Raw genomic sequence first — 14,873 nt, 5'->3', positions numbered from 1 at the left:
ATGCCTCGTGGAAAAGACCGAAATACGCCAATTGCAGGCCTTCCTGCGGCACGCGTTCGGCAATGAGGATGTTCGCGTCATCGTCGATCCGAAGAATACGGATGCGGCCGCGGTTAATCTCGGCGAACGCAAGATCGCCGAGATCACGGTGGACGATGAGGATGGCGATCGCTCCTTTGCGCTGGCCATGCGCATTCCCGTCGGCCGCGAAGTGCTGCAGGACTATCTGCGCCGGCTGTTCGAGAACGATAAGTTGAAGATCGTCGCGCGCGGCCGCAAGACCGATTCCGTCGAGCTCAATTCGGGCGACGATTTTCTCGGCGTCATCTCGGCCGATGATCCGCGCGGTTCGTCCTACACGTTGCAGATCGCCATTCTCGATTTCGATCTCGAGGACTTCTGAGGTTGCCTAGGCATAATTCGCCCACGCATAATTGATGCGTGGCTTATGGCAGAGGGCGAGTGATAGATTGCCGCCATGTCTGTCGATCTGATCTGTCTCGATGCCGACGATACGCTCTGGCACAATATGCGCCACTTCGATGCGACCGAAGCCGCGCTACTGGCTTTGCTGCGGCCGTTCGCGGAAGCCCATGTGGCGCGCGAGAAACTGAACGCCTGCGAAGCGCGCAATCTCAAACTCTATGGCTATGGCGCCAAGGGGTTCACGCTATCGATGATCGAGACGGCGCTGGAACTTGGCGGCAACGATCTGCCGGCGAAAGTCGTGACGGATATCCTGGAAGCGGGCCGCGCGCTGCTCGCTCATCCGGTGGAATTGTTCGATGGTATCGAGGAGACGCTCGACCAGTTGGCGCGGCGCGGCCGTCTCGTGCTGGTGACGAAGGGCGATCTCCTGCATCAGGAGGCCAAGCTCGCGGCGTCAGGTTTGGGCGATCGGTTTTCCGGCATTGAGATCGTCAGCGACAAGACGGCCGAGACGTTCCGCCGTCTATTCGCGCGCTATGACGTGCGGCCGCAGCGGGTGGTGATGGCGGGCGATTCCATGCGTTCCGATATCCTGCCGGCCTTGGAAGCCGGCGCTTGGGCCGCCTTCATTCCGCAGGCTCTCGTCTGGCATCATGAACGCGCCGATGGTCCAGGCGTGCATCAGCGCTTCCGACAATTGACGAGCCTGGCCGAATTGCCCGGCTGGATCGATGCGATCGATTAAGCTGCTAGCGTCTCTACCAACCGCGCGGCCGTCCCGTCGGACAATGTAAGGCGTGTCCAGCGGCAGAGGCTGGGACGGATCGGCACGATCGTCGAGCCATTCTCGCCGGTCTGAAATTCGACGGGAGCGGCCAGAGCGCTCTCGCGCCAGCCGCCTTGGGTCAGGGCGGTCTCGGCCGCCACCACCTGTTCCGTCGCATAGGGCCAGAGAGAGCGGCCGATGATCTCGACGGGCGCCAAGCCCAGTTCGGCCTGCCGGCTTGGCGAACAGGCGAGCAGACGGTGCGTGAGATCGCAGACCAGATGCATGGCGCGCGGGTTTTCGCGCACCAAGGTCGCCAGCACATGATCGGCAGCGCTGTCGAGACGGGCAGCCAGCAAAGCTTCGATCCGCGCCCGCTCCACCGTTTCGATCTGCTGCGTGCCGGCCTCCCAACGCGAGATGGTGCTCTGGTTGACCCCCAATCTCTCGGCGAGATCGGCCTGTTTGACGCGATGCAGGCGGCGCCAGCGGCGCAACATGGCGCCCAGATGGGGCAAAGGAATATCTTCAGTGATCCTGGTCATGGCCGTACCTTTGAGCTGGCGCGCACTCTACCAGACGACAAGGCGAAATCGTGTCGCCTCTCAGCGCGTCATGCTCAGAACGAGGCCTTCGACACCCGTCACCAGTTTCTCCCAGTCCGGCAGCAGGTCGGGCGAGAAGCGGACGTTGACGTCGATCGCTTCGACGCGCAGGTCGGCGACGCAGGTGTCGGGCAGGCCGTCATGGTTTTGCCGGGGGCGGATGCAGCGCGCGGCGAAGCGGCGGCCTTCCGGCGGCGCGATATACAATTCTTCGCCAGTATAAGGGCCCTTGGACGAAAAACGCCGCATGACGAGACCGCCGGGATGGCTCCAGGTGTCGCTTTCGAGGAAGCGCGCATAAAGCTTCGACGTCCGATCGGCCGGATTGAGTGTTGCATCGGCGGGGCGCAGCAGCAGGATCAAAACATCGGCATCCGCCTGGGTCATGTCTGGCTGCAAGGGCGTGGCCGCAGGCGCCGGCCGAAAGCTATCGAAGCGGGCGGCCAGCATCAATTCGTTCATCGGTCCGCCCGACTTGTCTTCGGCGTGGCGGATGTAGGCTGGATCAAGACGCAGTCGCAACGAGCCCAGCGAAACGTCGACCAAGCGCGGGGCGCCCTGTCCGACACGCGACGTCACGATGGGGTATCCTGCCCACACTAAGGCAGCACAAGCGGCCAGACCGGCCAGGGCGATCGCGGCGAATCGAATGCGCATTGGCGGCAGTCTACGCCATCGTCTTGGCCATCGCTTGGCCATCGTCTTTTTGGCCTGCGCCGAAATAGGCAGAGACATCGGCCAGTGTTGGCGCTACGGAAAGCGCCATGGCATACTGCCAGCCTATGAAAAACGATGAGGGGCAATAAAATGAAATGGGGAGTAGCTCTTGCCGCGTTGACGGCAGCGGCGATGTTCGCCGGGCCGCAGGCTCAGGCGCAGAACGAACCGCCGATCAAGATCGGTATGATCTCGTCGCAAACCGGTCCCTTCGCCGCCGTCGGTAGGCAGATGGAAGCGGGCGTGCGGCTCTACATGCAATTGCACGGCGACACGGTTGCTGGCCGCAAGATCGAGCTGATCGTCAAGGACGACACTGGCGTCGCCGATACGACCCGTCGTCTCGCGCAAGAGCTCGTGGTCAATGACAAGGTGAATTTCCTCGTCGGTTTCACGCTGACCCCAGGTGCGCTCGCCACCGCGCCGATCGCGACGCAAAGCAAGACGCCGATGATCGTCATGCTTGGCGCCACCTCGATCATTCCCGATCGTTCGCCCTATATCGTGCGGTCCATGCTGTCGGTGGCGCAGGTCGGCGTGCCGTTCGGCGAATGGATCCAGCAGCAGGGCGCCAAGTCGATCGTGACCTTGGTGTCCGATTATGGCCCGGGCCAGGACTATGAAAATCTGATCACCCAAGGCTTCGAGAAGCGTGGCGGTCAGGTGTTGGGAAAGCTGCGCGTGCCGCTGGCCAATCCTGAATTCGCGCCCTTCTTGCAGAAGGTCATCGACCTGAAGCCCGATGCCCTGTTCGTCTTCGTGCCGTCGGGTGGTGTCGGCGCGGCCTTCATGAAACAGGCGGCGGAGCGCGGTCTCGCGCAGTCGGGCATCAAGGTTTATACCGAAGGCTCGATCGTCGAGGACGACATCGTCAATGCGGCGGGCGATATCGCGCTCGGCACGATTTCGGCGCATAACTATTCCGCCGCTCATGACAGTGCCGCCAACAAGGCTTTCGTCGCGGCCTTCAAGAAAGCCAACAACCGCCGGCCGAACTTCGTCGCGGTCACCGGCTATGACGGCATGCACATGATCTACGAGGCGCTGAAGAAGACCGGCGGCAAGGGCGACGGCGATGCGCTGGTGAAGGCGATGATCGGCATGGAATTCGAAAGCCCGCGCGGTCCCGTGAAGCTCGACGGCGAGACACGCGATCTGATCCAGAACATTTACGTGCGCCGCACGGAAAAGGGTGCCGATGGCGAACTCTACAATGTCGAATTTGCCACGATCCCGAACGTGAAGGATCCGACGCGCCCGGCGAAATAAGCGGGCCTCGATATGAAAGAGAACGGCGGCCGGGGCCGCCGTTTTTCGTTTGAGGGAGAACTTAGAGCCGAATGCCCGGATCGAAACGTTCGATCGGCAGTTCCTTTAGGAATTCGATGGCGATGCCCTCGGCGAAATGGCGCACCACCACGCCATCCGTGCGGCCGACGGTGACATAGGTGCCGACCGGCGGGCGCAGCGCTGTTTCGAGCGCGGCACCGGAGATCGAAACGTCGATGATGCGGACGATCGCTTCCGTGCCGTCGCCCGGTTTCAGCATGGCGCGCTTGGTCACGGGCTCGATACGCTCATGGCGGCGATCCTCGGGTACGCCGAGCAAGTGCCGATTGGCCATCCAGGTCAATTGATCGGCGAGCTTGTCGCGCTTGAGCGGCGACACGCGCAATTGGGCGGCGAAACCGTTCTCGATGTTGCGCACGAGCTGGCCTTCGAGCCGGCCGATGTGATCGAGATAGATGACGACCCGCGAACCGATGGGGCCGCTGACGGGCGCGATCAGCGCAACGCCGCCTGGCGACATATCCAAGGTCTGGCAGGGATATTCCCGATGATCGGGCAGCATGTATCGTCCGGGAATGCTCACCTTCACCCGTTGGTGACGGCGGCGATCCTGGAAGGCATCGGCTCGGGTGACCCTTTGCAGCGTGGCTCTGGACCACGACATGACGGCGCTACCTTTTTCGTGAAACTCCGTCAGCCTAACGCCCAAACAGTTTCGACGACGTCAAACCGATCTCAGAAACATTCTGTTATTCCCCCGTCGACGTTAATTTTCTGCTTTCGGGGGAGATTAAATTGCGCCTACCGGCTGCCTTCGAACACCAGCAGGTGGCCGTGGCGGCGAACGTGGACTTGGCCTTGGGCGAAGGGCGGATTGAAATCCGTCCCGCCACGGCCAGCGGCCGTCGGCGGGTTGATCTCGTCGACGATGAAGCGGGAGGTGGAAATCCTCAAGGATTCAACGCCAACCAGGCCGAGCCAGGACGGTATGGCCGTCGGTGTCAAGGAGCCGAGCAACCTTGCGTGGGTTTTGCCCTCATGACGCAACGGCAGGAGGAGCATTTCGAGTTCAACGGGCGTGCGCTGCTGGGGCGCGGCGACAACCCCGATCACGGCCGGGAGGGTCTCGTCGAGGATCGTGCTCAGCAGACGCTCGATGGAGGGCCGGTCGTCGCGGTGCCACAGCCCGAGGAAGGTCTCGCCCAGAACCTCGCGGCGGAACAGGGCATGGATGCGCGACCCGGCGATCCGCAGTGGATAGGAGCGGGGCGGGTCGACTTCGAGCATGAACGTGCTGGGCAGAGCCCCACGGATCGCCGTGGGGTCGAGTTCGAGCCGGTCAGGGGCCGACCGCTCCTGTCGCAATTCGTTCCAATACCTAAAGAGCTCGCGCGTGGCGGCCTGTTTCATAAAGTACCCCCGTGAGACGTCAGGCCGGATCTGTTGTTCAGATTTGAGACGTTCCGGCCGTTCGCTTCCCAATTCCCGGAAAGGGAGCGAAGGGCGTGCCAAAAGGGTCGGATAAAGTTGACTAAGTCATTGATCGTAAATGCCGTGGGATACCGTCGGCCTTAAATTAAGGTTAAAAATGCTTGCCGGTTGTCGGCTCCGGGGGCTGAACTCATAATTGTCTCGTCGGGCGATGTGGCCGTTCCGACATATGACGAGATTAACTGTCCAGGTGGCCGCGCGCTCCATTCGGCAATTTGGACCTGGCGTCGATCACCGCATGCTCCGGCGGTGGCAGCGAACCAGGGAGCCCCTTTTGGGGCTCCCTTTTTATTTTCACGGCATTGTCCATTTGTTGACGGGATTTTCGCCCGTCAGTGCGCTATCTGGGAGGTGTTCTTTCAAGCCATGGACGCCGACCGACGTGCAGCGTGAAAAAGTTTTCAATCTTCCCGGCGTCGTGCTTGCTCTCGTCGTCCTGTTTTTCGTCATTCATGCCTTCCGCACATATGGGCTGACGGTCGATGAAGACGGCTGGGTGTTTCGCACCTTCGCTTATGTTGCCGGGCGTATGACGTTCAGCTTCGATCCGGATGCGGTCGCGACGGCGCTTACCGATCTGTCGAATGGTTCGGACGGATCGCAGCTCGCGGTGGCGCGCTATCTCCTCGGTGACGGTAGTTTTCAACCCTGGACTTTGGTGACCTATGGCTTCCTCCATGCGGACTGGATGCATGTGAGCATGAATTCCCTGTGGCTGGTGGCCTTCGGCGCGCCGGTGGCGCAGCGGCTGGCTCCGGTGCGATTTCTGGCATTGTTTCTGGTCGGCACGGCGGCGGGCGCGCTCACCTATTATCTGCTGCATCCAGTGCAGTTCATTCCGCTGGTCGGCGCGTCCGCTGGTGTCTCCGCCGTCATGGGCGCGGCCTGCCGCTTCATTTTTCAGCCTGGCGGGCCTTTGGGGCCGGTCGATACGTTCCAGATGCAAGCCGAAGACGCCATGCGCGTGCCTGCCGTTCCTCTTGCCGATAGCTGGAAGAACCTGCGCATCCTGCAATTCGTCGCCATCTGGTTCGTCATCAATCTGGCGGTTGGTGTGCTGGCCGTGCCGCTTGGCATCACCGAAACCGGTGTCGCCTGGGAAGCGCATATCGGCGGCTTCATCGTCGGCTTTTTCTTCTTTGGCCTGTTCGATCCCTGGTTCTCGCCACGCAGCGAGCAGACGCAGTAATCGCCATGGCGAAAGCAACACGCGCGACCCAGATGCTCGACAAGGCCGGGATAGCCTTCACTTTACATACCTACGATTACGATCCGACCGCCGACCGCATCGGCATGCAGGCGGCGGAGGCCTTGGGCGTGCCGGCCGATCAGGTGTTGAAGACTTTGATGGCGATGATCGACAATCAGCCGGTTTGCGTCATCCTGCCGTCCGACCACGAAGTCTCAATGAAGAAGCTCGCCGCCGCTGTCGGTGGTAAGTCCGGCCAGATGATGAAACCGGCCTATGCGGAGCGTTTGTCGGGCTATAAAGTCGGTGGCATCAGCCCCTTCGGCCAGACGCGCAAGGTGAAGACCGTTCTGGAAGAGCAGGCGCTCGGTCACGAACGCGTCTTCGTCAATGGCGGTCAGCGCGGTTTGCAAATTCGCCTGCGGCCGCAAGACATTCTGACGGCGTTGGGCGCGAGCGCCGCGGCGATCATCGCCTGAGCGGGCGGGAACTTCGCGACCACGAACTTGGCGGCCGATCGTTTTCGCTTTGCCGGTGGGATGACTATATAGTACTCAGAATGACCGCAGGCGTGCGGCGGCCATGCTTGTTGCCTTGTGCGTGAGCACGACGCTCCGCGATCCATACTTCAGCGGTATGATCTTCCTACATCATGATATTTCATCGTCCTCGACGGGCGTGCGTTAATTCGTGCTCTGATCGGCATGAACGGAGGTCGCTTATCTCGCCAAGGGGCCGTTGCGTTTGAAGGGGCTTCCTGGCGTGTGCGTGCGCGACTTTCCGTAGAGAAAAGGGAAAGCATGATGCGGCGGCAAATCAAGATGCTTGTGGTCTCGGCCGCGATGGCATGTCTGCCTCTGATGAGCGTTCGAGCCGAAGATTATCCAAACCGGCCGGTTCGCGTCGTCGTTCCGTTTGCCGCCGGCGGTGCCGTCGATGTGGTGGCGCGCGTGATGGCGCAACACCTCTCCGAAAAGCTTGGTCAGAATTTCTATGTCGAAAACCGGCCGGGGGCATCGGGAAATGTCGGCGCCAATGCCGTTCTCCAAGCGGGGGCCGATGGCTATTCCTTGCTGATCAGCGCATCGACTTTCGTGGTCAATCCGATCGTTGCGATGGAGAAACCGAATTTCGATCCGCTGAAGGATTTTACGCAGATCGCATTGATCGCGAAGGGGCCGCTGCTCTTTATCGTGCATCCGGAAGCGGCCATGTCCGTGAAGGATTTTGTTGATCGGGCCAAGGCCAATCCGAACAAGTATAATCTGTCGACCGGCGGCTATGGATCGGCAGGTCATATGTCGGCTGAATCTTTCAAGATCAAAGCCGGCCTGAACATTCCGGTCGTGCTCTACCGTGGCACGGGCCCCGTTCTGAACGATCTGGTCGGCGGTCATGTCAGCGGTCTTCTCGATCCGCTGGTGACGTCGCTGCCGCTGGCCCAAAGCGGCAAGGTCAAGGCGCTGGCGATTTCGGGGACGCAGCGCAGTCCGTTGGCACCTGATGTTCCTACCTTTGCGGAAGCGGGCTTTGGCAATTTCGAATTCTACACCTGGTACGGGCTATGGGCGCCGGCTGGCTTACCTGCCGATGTTCTGGCCAAGATCGAAGCCACGGTTCAAGATGTGAGAAAGGTGCCGGATACGTTGAAGTGGTTTGGCGCGCAGGGGCTGGAATTCTCCGGCGCGACCGGGGCGGCATTTCAGGATTTCGAGCGCGACGAGCAAACGAAATACGAAGAGATCATGAAAGTTGGCAATATCGCCAAGCAGTAAGCGTCAGTCGAGAGCGATGGCGACGATGAGGTCGGTTTCGATGGGCGCGTTGAAACTCATCTCGTGCTGATAGACGGCGGTGCGCGCGTGGCTGCCGATGTCTTGCCCGAAAGCTGAGATCAAAAGCTGTGAGGCACCATCCAGAACCATAGGCGCCTTGGTGAAGCCTGGGGCAGCGTTCACATAGCCGGTCAGCTTGACGATCCGCTGGACGCGATCAAGGCTGCCGATGAGCGGCTTCAGGGCCGCCAGATGATTGAGTATGCAGAGACGTGCGGATTCCTGTCCCTGTTCGATGGTCAAATCCGATCCAACTTTGCCTTTGAGGGGCAGGTGCCAGCGGTCATTCTCGTAAGCAGTGCCGATGGCGCCGGACAGAAAGATCAGGTTTCCGGTGCGCACCGCCGGTACATAATGACCGCCGGGCTCGGGCAGCGGGGGCAGCTTCAGGTGCAGCTGCTGCAAGCGCACTTCAACGCGATCAGCTTCCTGCGTCGTCACCCCAAAACCTCGGCGATCAATTGCGCCTGCAGGACCTTGCCGTAGTGGGACCGGGGCAGATTGGCGACGAAGTGGACCTTGCGTGGCTTCTTGTAGCTGGCGAGATGAGCCCGGCAATGCTCTTGCAGATCGTTTTCAGAGACGGACTGACCCGTCTTCAAAACGACGAAGGCGGTGACGGCTTCGCCCCATTCCACATCGGCCAGGCCCAAGACCGCCACTTCGCTGACAGCCGGATGCTGGCCGATGACATCCTCGACCTCCTTGGGGATGATGGTGCTGCTGCCGGATCGGATGACATCTTTCAGGCGGCCGACGATGAACAGATTGCCCGATGCATCGAACTGGCCGACGTCGCCGGTGTGCAGCCAGCCGTCTTGCAGGGCGACGCTGGTGGCGATGTCGTTTTGCCAGTAGCCGGCCATGACATTGCCGCCACGGATCAGGACCTCGCCGGACTGCGCGGTATCGTCATCGGCGCCGTCGATTTTGATCTGATAGCCAAACAGCTCCCGGCCGACGGAATCGCTGAGGCGCTGGCGCTCATCGCCGGCCAATTGCTGCGGCTTCAGATAGCAGGTCACCGGCGCTTCGGTGAGACCATAGAGAACGCCGATTTTTGGGCCGAGAACCGTCAGAGCGTGCTCGAAAACCGTTGGCGGAATGCGTGAGCCGCCGACGTGAATGGCCTGCAAGCGTGCGAGCCTGGGATCATTCGGGCTGGCGCGTTCGACGAAGCGCACCAATTGGGTGGGAACGAGCGACGTGCGCGTCGCGCCTGTGCGTTCGATCTGCGCGGCAAAATCCTCCGGATCGAAGCGGCCGCCGAGGACGACGGTCGCGCCGGCCATGAGATAGGACATCATGACGACTTGCGCGATGGGCCAGAGCGGTCGCACGTTGAGGAAGATCGCTTCTGGATAGATCTCGAAACCTTGAATGGTGTTTTGTGTCACGGCCATCAAGTTGCGATGCCGGATCATCGTCGCTTTCGGCGCGCCGGTGGTGCCGCCGCTGAAATTCAGTGCCGCGAGATCATTCTCATCGCCTTCGGGCAAAGCGCTGTCCGATGCTTCGGCGAGAAGCGTTTCGTAGTCGAGCGCACCGTCCACGGCGCCGCCGATCGTGACAACCGAGCCGAGGCTTTCGATCTCGGTATGCAGGCCGGCGAGCTTTTCAGCATAGGAGACGTGAGAAACCACGGCCCGCACGCCGGCATGCCGCATCAGAGCGATCAGCTCATTGCGGGTCAGGCGAGGGTCGAGGGGTACGCGGACCAGCCCGGCCGCCATCGTGCCGTAATCGGCTTCGAGATATTCGCGGATGTCGGGCGCCAGCAGCGCGACGCGGTCGCCAGTGACGAGACCGAGCCGCAACAGAGCATTGCCAAAGCGATTGATCCGAGAGGCGAACTGCCCGTACGACCATTGTCCGGCGTCGTCGACGATGGCGGTTTGGTCCGCATGCCGTCGGGCGAGCTGCGCCCATTTCGTGCCGATATGCATGTTACCAGCCGTTCAGAACGACGCGGCCGACGACGGCTTTCTGCTCCATCAGCGCATGGCCTTGGCCGACTTCCGGGAAGCGCAGAACCTGGCCGATGAAGGGTTTGACGGCACCGATTGAGAGCAGATGCAAGGCGCGATGCACGTCGGCATAGGTGGCATTGCCCGATCCGGCGATCCGGATACGCCGCACGATCACCAAGCCGGGATCGACGGCGACGGGCTGCGTGCCGATATTGCCCAGAACCACCACGATGGCGTTCTGCGCTGTCGAGCGCAGGCTTTCTCCGAACGTTCCGGTGACGACATTTTCAAGAACGATGTCGACGCCTTGTTTCTCGGTCAGCCGCCAGACGTCCTTGCTGAATTTGAGATCGGGGCTGATGATGACGTCATCGGCGCCGGCCTGCTTGATGATGTCGACTTTCTCTTCCGAACTCGTCACCGCGATGACATGCGCCTTGACGCTCTTGGCGACTTGAATCTGGTGCAATCCCAAGCCGCCGCCAGCGCCGGTGATCAGCACTTTATCGCTAGGGCCGGCCTGAGCGACGCCAAGGGTCGCACGCACGCAGGTGCCGATCGGACAGACGGCGAGAGCGGCCGTCGTCATGTCGAGGCCATCGGGAATAGCAATAGTGTTGCGGGCCGGCACGCAGGTGAATTCCGCATAGCCGCCACCGCCATTCTCGCCCAGCACGCGGCTGTTGCGACACAGATCGTGGCGGCCGCCCAGACAATAGCGGCAGGTGCCGCAAGACAGGCGCTGATAGATGACGACGCGTTCGCCGATCCGCTCCGGCGAAACGTCCGAACCGACGGCGGCGATCTCGCCGGCGATTTCGTGGCCGAGAATTTGGCCGGGCTTGTCGCGCGGGATTTTTCCGGCGCGCGACAGCACGTCGTGATAGCAGATGCCGGCCGCATGGATTTTCACCAGAACATCGCTGGGGCCTGGTTCGGGGCGTTGCACTTCGGTGGCCTGCAGCATGTCGGGACCGCCGAAATCGCGGAACGTGACGGCTTTCATCATGGGCATTGTGGTCTCAGCTTTCTGCGGCGCGTGCCGCTGCATCAGATGGTAACGACGCGGCGATCAAGCCTTCTGTTCGAAGGCGGCGGCGCCGTCCTTGTAGTCGTCCTTGGTTTCGATCCAGGCGCGTGCCGCCGCGATCTCGGTGTTCTCCGTGTCGCTGATGCGGCGCGGGAAAGTGGCGAGGCGTTTGGTGGCCTGCACCGCGGCGGGCGAATAGCCGGCGATGGTCGAGGCCCATTTGTCCGCTTCGCCCTGCACGTCCTCGACCACGCTGTTGATCAGGCCGATGCGCTTGCCTTCTTCGGCGGAGATGTTGCGAGCCATCAGCATCATTTCCATGGCGAAGGCATTGGGGATGAGTTGCGGCAGACGCATTGCGCTCACGCCGGAAATCATGCCGTGTTTGACTTCGGGATAGCCGATCACGGCATTGGTCGCGGCGAGCCGCAAATCGCAATGCAGGGCCAGAGTCATACCCATGCCGATGCAATAGCCATGCATGGCGGCAATGACGGGCTTGAACAGAGGGACGCCGGCACTTGGAATGGCACGCATGAGGGTCTCGGTCGAGACCATGCGTCCGGTGCGGTTGATTTCCTTGATGTCCGAACCAGCGCAGAAGGCTTTGTTGCCCGCGCCGGTCAGCACGGCGACGCGCACCTGCTCGTCGTCGGCAATTTCCTGCCAGATTTCGCCGAGGCGTTCCTTGGCGGGAATATCCAGGGCATTAAGGACCTGCGGTCTGTTGATTGTGACCCAGGCAACGCCGTTGGCGCGCTTGTCCAATAGAATCGACATTTCGTCGCCTCATCTGCGTCGGCTGTTTGAAGATGGCTGCCGGCGCAAGAGTGGCAGCAGCCTCATGTCGACAGGATGATAGGGCGCGGGGTGTGATGCGGCGAAATATTATTCCTTCCGAACGTCATGCCTGGACGGTATGGAACCATTCTGGCTGAAAAATATGGTCGTCAGCTTCGGCCAGCCACGCGCGCATCCGCCGACAGCGCTTTAGCTAAATGCTCCATCAGCGCATGAGCGGCCGTGGAGATGATCCGGTGTTCCGGATAGAGCAGGCGAAAGCCGAAATTGACGATGGGGCGGAAGGGCCGTTGTTCGAGTTGGCCGCGCGTGAAGACGGCCGACGTGAACGGATCGACCACCGCGACACCGAGCCCTTCGACGACCATGGCGCAGGCGGCGAACGAGGTCAGCGTCTCCACACGTGGCATAATGTTGAGGCCGGCCTCGCGCAGGATGTGATTGAGCTGTTGCCCGGCCATGCTGCTGGGCGGCAAAGCGATTAGAGGATGGTCTTGCAAATCGGACGGGCGAATGATCTTGCGGGCGCACAGGGGATGGCCTGGCGGCATGACGCAGACCGCATCGGAACGGAACGAGGAATGGATGGCGACGCCCGGATAGGAGGCGGGCACTTGCGCGATGCCGATGTCGGCATATTGGCTGGCGACGCTTTCGATCACCCGTTGCGAGTTCTGCGCCTCGAAGTTGAGGCTAAGAGAATCATGTCGGTCGAGGAAGCTTTTGATGGCCTTGGGAACCGCGCCATAGCAGAGCGCCGGCATGGTCATGATGCGGATGTGACCGCGTCGCATCTGGCGGATTTCTTCCGCGGCTTTGGCGAGACGTTCCAGGCCGGTGAAACTACGGCTCAGTTCTTCGTGGAAAGCCGAGCCCTCCGGCGTGATGAACAACCGTTTCTTGTCGCGCACGAACAGGGTGAAGCCGATCTCACGTTCGAAATCGGCGAGGCTGCGGCTCACCCCGGGTTGTGAAATGTTGAGGAATTTGGCGGCGCCGGTGATGCTGCCGGTCGAGGCGATGGCGCTGAAGATTTCCAATTGATGCGGCTTCAGGCGCCGAGGCGCGTTCTTGGGTGTTTTGATACGGCTCGGCGCTGCGGCTTGGGCCGGTGCCTTGGATTTGTCTTTCACCCGTCACTCCATTTCGCGCACGAAAGCGGACTTTCGCTGCATCGGCTTTGGCGGGTCAAGTTGGGCGGGTGAGGAATGGTGTGGCGGCTCGCTTAGACGGGCGCGCGCATAGCCATTTCTTCGCGGATTTGCGGCAGGGCCTTGCGGGCGGCCTCGCGGCCGAGCGCGATCATTTCATCGGCGCGGTGGAAATCGAAAAAGCCGATGCGGCCGAGTTTGGCGCCGATGGTGGCATCGGGCGGATCGCCGGCAAGCCGTGCGCGGGTGATGCGATCCTGGGTGATGTTGAAGGCGTCGACCACGGCGGTGGCGAGGCCGGGAGCGCCCGTGGCGTTGCGATCGAACTGGCGGCGGAACAGGCCGTAGCGTTTGCGGGCGGGCATCGGCGCGGGCTCTTTGGCGACTGCCTCGACGAAATCGTCGTCGCGGATCATCGTCGGCCGTATCCGCGTGTCGGCGATCAGATTGACCGAGATGACGAAATCGGCGCCCAGCGCTCGGCAAGCGGTCACCGGCACCGGATTGACTAGGGCGCCGTCGAACAGCCAGCGGCCGTTGATCGAGACCGGCTCGAAAATGCCGGGCAGGGCGTAGGACGCGCGCATGGCTTCAACCAGGGAGCCGTGCTGGAGCCAGATTTCATGGCCCGTGCCCATTTCGGTGCAGACGGCGATAAATTTCGTCGCCAGATCTTCGATTTTCACGTCGCCCAGGGCGGCATCGAGCCGGCTCCGCAGCCGGTTGCCCGTGATCAGGCCGGCGCCGGAGAGGGAGACATCGAGCAGGCCGAACACCCGCCGCTTGTTGAGCGAGCGGGCGAATTCTTCCAGTTCGGCCAGCCGGCCGCCGGCCCAGCAACCACCGGCCACGGCGCCGATGGAGGCACCGGCGATGACGTCCGGTTTCAGGCCGTTGGCCTCGAGTTCCTGTAAAACACCAATATGCGACCAGCCCCGGGCGCCGCCGGCACCGAGCGCCAAGCCGAGCTTGCGGCGCGGTTTGACCGGAATCACAGGCGCAACCGGAGTCGGACCGCTCTCGTCGGCGTTTTTCATGGGAATGATGGAACCGAACAGGCGCATGGTACGAACTTCGCTGTTTCAGTCACCCGGCAACGGGTCGCCCCTTTAGCCAAACCTCACCCTAAGGCGAAAATTCGGCTAAACATTTAATGAAGACGGTGAACAGGCTCTGAACCGCTCAAATATGTTCTCTTTAGGTAAATTCCAGTCGCATGTCCGTGCCGGGGAGCACTTTGCGATAGAAGCAGGAGTGGCGGCCGGTGTGGCAGGCATGGCCATCGCCGCCGACTTCAACCTTGAGGAGAAGGGTGTCCTGGTCACAATCGGTGCGCATTTCGACCACGGTCTGCACCTGGCCTGACGTGTCGCCCTTGCGCCACAGGCTCTGGCGCGAACGCGACCAATAGTGAGCGATGGAGGTTTCGAGCGTCAGGCGCAGGGCTTCGGCATTCATCCAGGCGACCATCAGGATTTCGCCGGTCTGCGCTTCCGTGGTCACGCAGGTGATGAGGCCGTCGCGATCAAATTTCGGTGTGAAGGCTGTGCCTTCTTCAATGTCGTGTTTGGATGGGCGTTCGGTCATGATGGCCTCTGT

At 61.5% G+C, this 14,873-nt stretch carries 17 protein-coding genes; 6 read left to right on the top strand and 11 right to left on the bottom strand.

Annotated features, from left to right (window positions below; genetic code table 11):
• Nucleotides 1–7: 7 nt before the first annotated feature.
• Nucleotides 8–403, top strand: a complete 396-nt coding sequence (locus OIM99_RS23290; RefSeq protein ID WP_311852870.1) for a DUF3126 family protein — start codon at nucleotides 8–10, stop codon at nucleotides 401–403.
• Between the two features lie 75 nt (nucleotides 404–478).
• The gene (locus OIM99_RS23285) at nucleotides 479–1,174 is read left to right on the top strand and encodes an HAD family hydrolase (protein WP_311852869.1); all 696 of its coding nucleotides are present in this window, start codon (nucleotides 479–481) and stop codon (nucleotides 1,172–1,174) included.
• On the opposite strand, the gene OIM99_RS23280 is transcribed toward OIM99_RS23285, so the two are convergent.
• Both OIM99_RS23280 and OIM99_RS23275 read right to left on the bottom strand, forming a co-directional pair.
• A complete protein-coding gene (locus OIM99_RS23280) occupies nucleotides 1,171–1,740 on the bottom strand; it encodes a helix-turn-helix transcriptional regulator (RefSeq protein ID WP_311852868.1) in 570 nt (189 codons plus the stop codon). The two genes, OIM99_RS23285 and OIM99_RS23280, sit on opposite strands and share 4 nt — an antisense overlap.
• A 60-nt stretch (nucleotides 1,741–1,800) precedes the next feature.
• Nucleotides 1,801–2,379: a hypothetical protein gene (locus OIM99_RS23275; protein ID WP_311852867.1), complete on the bottom strand. Its 579-nt coding sequence runs from the start codon at nucleotides 2,377–2,379 to the stop codon at nucleotides 1,801–1,803.
• Nucleotides 2,380–2,607: 228 nt separating this feature from the next.
• Here OIM99_RS23275 and OIM99_RS23270 point away from each other — a divergent pair, with 228 nt between their 5' ends.
• The gene (locus OIM99_RS23270) at nucleotides 2,608–3,786 is read left to right on the top strand and encodes an ABC transporter substrate-binding protein (protein ID WP_311852866.1); all 1,179 of its coding nucleotides are present in this window, start codon (nucleotides 2,608–2,610) and stop codon (nucleotides 3,784–3,786) included.
• A gap of 61 nt (nucleotides 3,787–3,847) precedes the next feature.
• Here the strand turns inward: OIM99_RS23270 and OIM99_RS23265 are convergent, their stop codons facing one another.
• Both OIM99_RS23265 and OIM99_RS23260 read right to left on the bottom strand, forming a co-directional pair.
• A complete protein-coding gene (locus OIM99_RS23265; protein ID WP_311852865.1) occupies nucleotides 3,848–4,471 on the bottom strand; it encodes a PilZ domain-containing protein in 624 nt (207 codons plus the stop codon).
• Between the two features lie 137 nt (nucleotides 4,472–4,608).
• Nucleotides 4,609–5,217, bottom strand: a complete 609-nt coding sequence (locus tag OIM99_RS23260) for a PAS domain-containing protein (RefSeq protein WP_311852864.1) — start codon at nucleotides 5,215–5,217, stop codon at nucleotides 4,609–4,611.
• Nucleotides 5,218–5,680: 463 nt separating this feature from the next.
• On the opposite strand from OIM99_RS23260, the gene OIM99_RS23255 reads away from it, so the two are divergent.
• The 3 genes from OIM99_RS23255 to OIM99_RS23245 all read left to right on the top strand — a co-directional run bounded on the left by OIM99_RS23255 (nucleotide 5,681) and on the right by OIM99_RS23245 (nucleotide 8,262).
• On the top strand, nucleotides 5,681–6,487 hold the full coding sequence (locus OIM99_RS23255) for a rhomboid family intramembrane serine protease (protein WP_311852863.1): 807 nt from the start codon (nucleotides 5,681–5,683) through the stop codon (nucleotides 6,485–6,487).
• Between the two features lie 5 nt (nucleotides 6,488–6,492).
• Nucleotides 6,493–6,966, top strand: coding sequence for a Cys-tRNA(Pro) deacylase (gene ybaK / locus OIM99_RS23250; RefSeq protein WP_311852862.1), 474 nt, complete (start codon nucleotides 6,493–6,495; stop codon nucleotides 6,964–6,966).
• A gap of 381 nt (nucleotides 6,967–7,347) precedes the next feature.
• A complete protein-coding gene (locus tag OIM99_RS23245) occupies nucleotides 7,348–8,262 on the top strand; it encodes a tripartite tricarboxylate transporter substrate binding protein (RefSeq protein ID WP_311852861.1) in 915 nt (304 codons plus the stop codon).
• A gap of 3 nt (nucleotides 8,263–8,265) precedes the next feature.
• Here the strand turns inward: OIM99_RS23245 and OIM99_RS23240 are convergent, their stop codons facing one another.
• The 7 genes from OIM99_RS23240 to hisI all read right to left on the bottom strand — a co-directional run bounded on the left by OIM99_RS23240 (nucleotide 8,266) and on the right by hisI (nucleotide 14,861).
• Nucleotides 8,266–8,763 carry a RidA family protein gene (locus OIM99_RS23240; RefSeq protein WP_311852860.1) on the bottom strand — a complete coding sequence of 166 codons (498 nt, stop codon included), beginning with the start codon at nucleotides 8,761–8,763 and terminating at the stop codon, nucleotides 8,266–8,268.
• Nucleotides 8,760–10,268 (bottom strand): AMP-binding protein, encoded by a 1,509-nt coding sequence (locus OIM99_RS23235; RefSeq protein WP_311852859.1) that lies wholly within the window; start codon nucleotides 10,266–10,268, stop codon nucleotides 8,760–8,762. The genes OIM99_RS23240 and OIM99_RS23235 overlap by 4 nt, the downstream gene beginning before the upstream one ends.
• Before the next feature lies 1 nt (nucleotide 10,269).
• Nucleotides 10,270–11,307: an alcohol dehydrogenase catalytic domain-containing protein gene (locus OIM99_RS23230; RefSeq protein WP_311852858.1), complete on the bottom strand. Its 1,038-nt coding sequence runs from the start codon at nucleotides 11,305–11,307 to the stop codon at nucleotides 10,270–10,272.
• Nucleotides 11,308–11,364: 57 nt separating this feature from the next.
• A complete protein-coding gene (locus tag OIM99_RS23225) occupies nucleotides 11,365–12,102 on the bottom strand; it encodes an enoyl-CoA hydratase-related protein (RefSeq protein WP_311852857.1) in 738 nt (245 codons plus the stop codon).
• A 170-nt stretch (nucleotides 12,103–12,272) separates the two neighbouring features.
• Nucleotides 12,273–13,256, bottom strand: coding sequence for a LysR substrate-binding domain-containing protein (locus OIM99_RS23220; protein ID WP_311852856.1), 984 nt, complete (start codon nucleotides 13,254–13,256; stop codon nucleotides 12,273–12,275).
• Nucleotides 13,257–13,348: 92 nt separating this feature from the next.
• Entirely contained in the window at nucleotides 13,349–14,338 is a 990-nt protein-coding gene (locus OIM99_RS23215; RefSeq protein ID WP_409371551.1) for a patatin-like phospholipase family protein, read from the bottom strand.
• Nucleotides 14,339–14,471: 133 nt separating this feature from the next.
• Complete coding sequence (hisI, locus tag OIM99_RS23210; protein WP_311852855.1) at nucleotides 14,472–14,861, bottom strand: phosphoribosyl-AMP cyclohydrolase; 390 nt, start codon at nucleotides 14,859–14,861, stop codon at nucleotides 14,472–14,474.
• Nucleotides 14,862–14,873: the final 12 nt, after the last annotated feature.

The sequence above is a fragment of the Methylocella sp. CPCC 101449 genome (genome assembly GCF_031921685.1).
Taxonomy (GTDB): Bacteria; Pseudomonadota; Alphaproteobacteria; order Rhizobiales; family Beijerinckiaceae; genus Terripilifer.
This window is presented reverse-complemented; position numbering and strand designations above follow the sequence as displayed.

Excerpts from the sequence above, each read along its gene's own strand:
- OIM99_RS23285 (WP_311852869.1), top strand. The coding sequence starts at position 479 with ATGTCTGTCGATCTGATCTGTCTCGATGCCGACGATACGCTCTGGCAC.
- OIM99_RS23280 (WP_311852868.1), bottom strand. The coding sequence starts at position 1,740 with ATGACCAGGATCACTGAAGATATTCCTTTGCCCCATCTGGGCGCCATG.
- OIM99_RS23270 (WP_311852866.1), top strand. The coding sequence starts at position 2,608 with ATGAAATGGGGAGTAGCTCTTGCCGCGTTGACGGCAGCGGCGATGTTC.
- OIM99_RS23265 (WP_311852865.1), bottom strand. The coding sequence starts at position 4,471 with ATGTCGTGGTCCAGAGCCACGCTGCAAAGGGTCACCCGAGCCGATGCC.
- OIM99_RS23260 (WP_311852864.1), bottom strand. The coding sequence starts at position 5,217 with ATGAAACAGGCCGCCACGCGCGAGCTCTTTAGGTATTGGAACGAATTG.
- ybaK (WP_311852862.1), top strand. The coding sequence starts at position 6,493 with ATGGCGAAAGCAACACGCGCGACCCAGATGCTCGACAAGGCCGGGATA.
- OIM99_RS23245 (WP_311852861.1), top strand. The coding sequence starts at position 7,348 with ATGAGCGTTCGAGCCGAAGATTATCCAAACCGGCCGGTTCGCGTCGTC.
- OIM99_RS23235 (WP_311852859.1), bottom strand. The coding sequence starts at position 10,268 with ATGCATATCGGCACGAAATGGGCGCAGCTCGCCCGACGGCATGCGGAC.
- OIM99_RS23230 (WP_311852858.1), bottom strand. The coding sequence starts at position 11,307 with ATGCCCATGATGAAAGCCGTCACGTTCCGCGATTTCGGCGGTCCCGAC.
- OIM99_RS23225 (WP_311852857.1), bottom strand. The coding sequence starts at position 12,102 with ATGTCGATTCTATTGGACAAGCGCGCCAACGGCGTTGCCTGGGTCACA.
- OIM99_RS23215 (WP_409371551.1), bottom strand. The coding sequence starts at position 14,338 with ATGCGCCTGTTCGGTTCCATCATTCCCATGAAAAACGCCGACGAGAGC.
- hisI (WP_311852855.1), bottom strand. The coding sequence starts at position 14,861 with ATGACCGAACGCCCATCCAAACACGACATTGAAGAAGGCACAGCCTTC.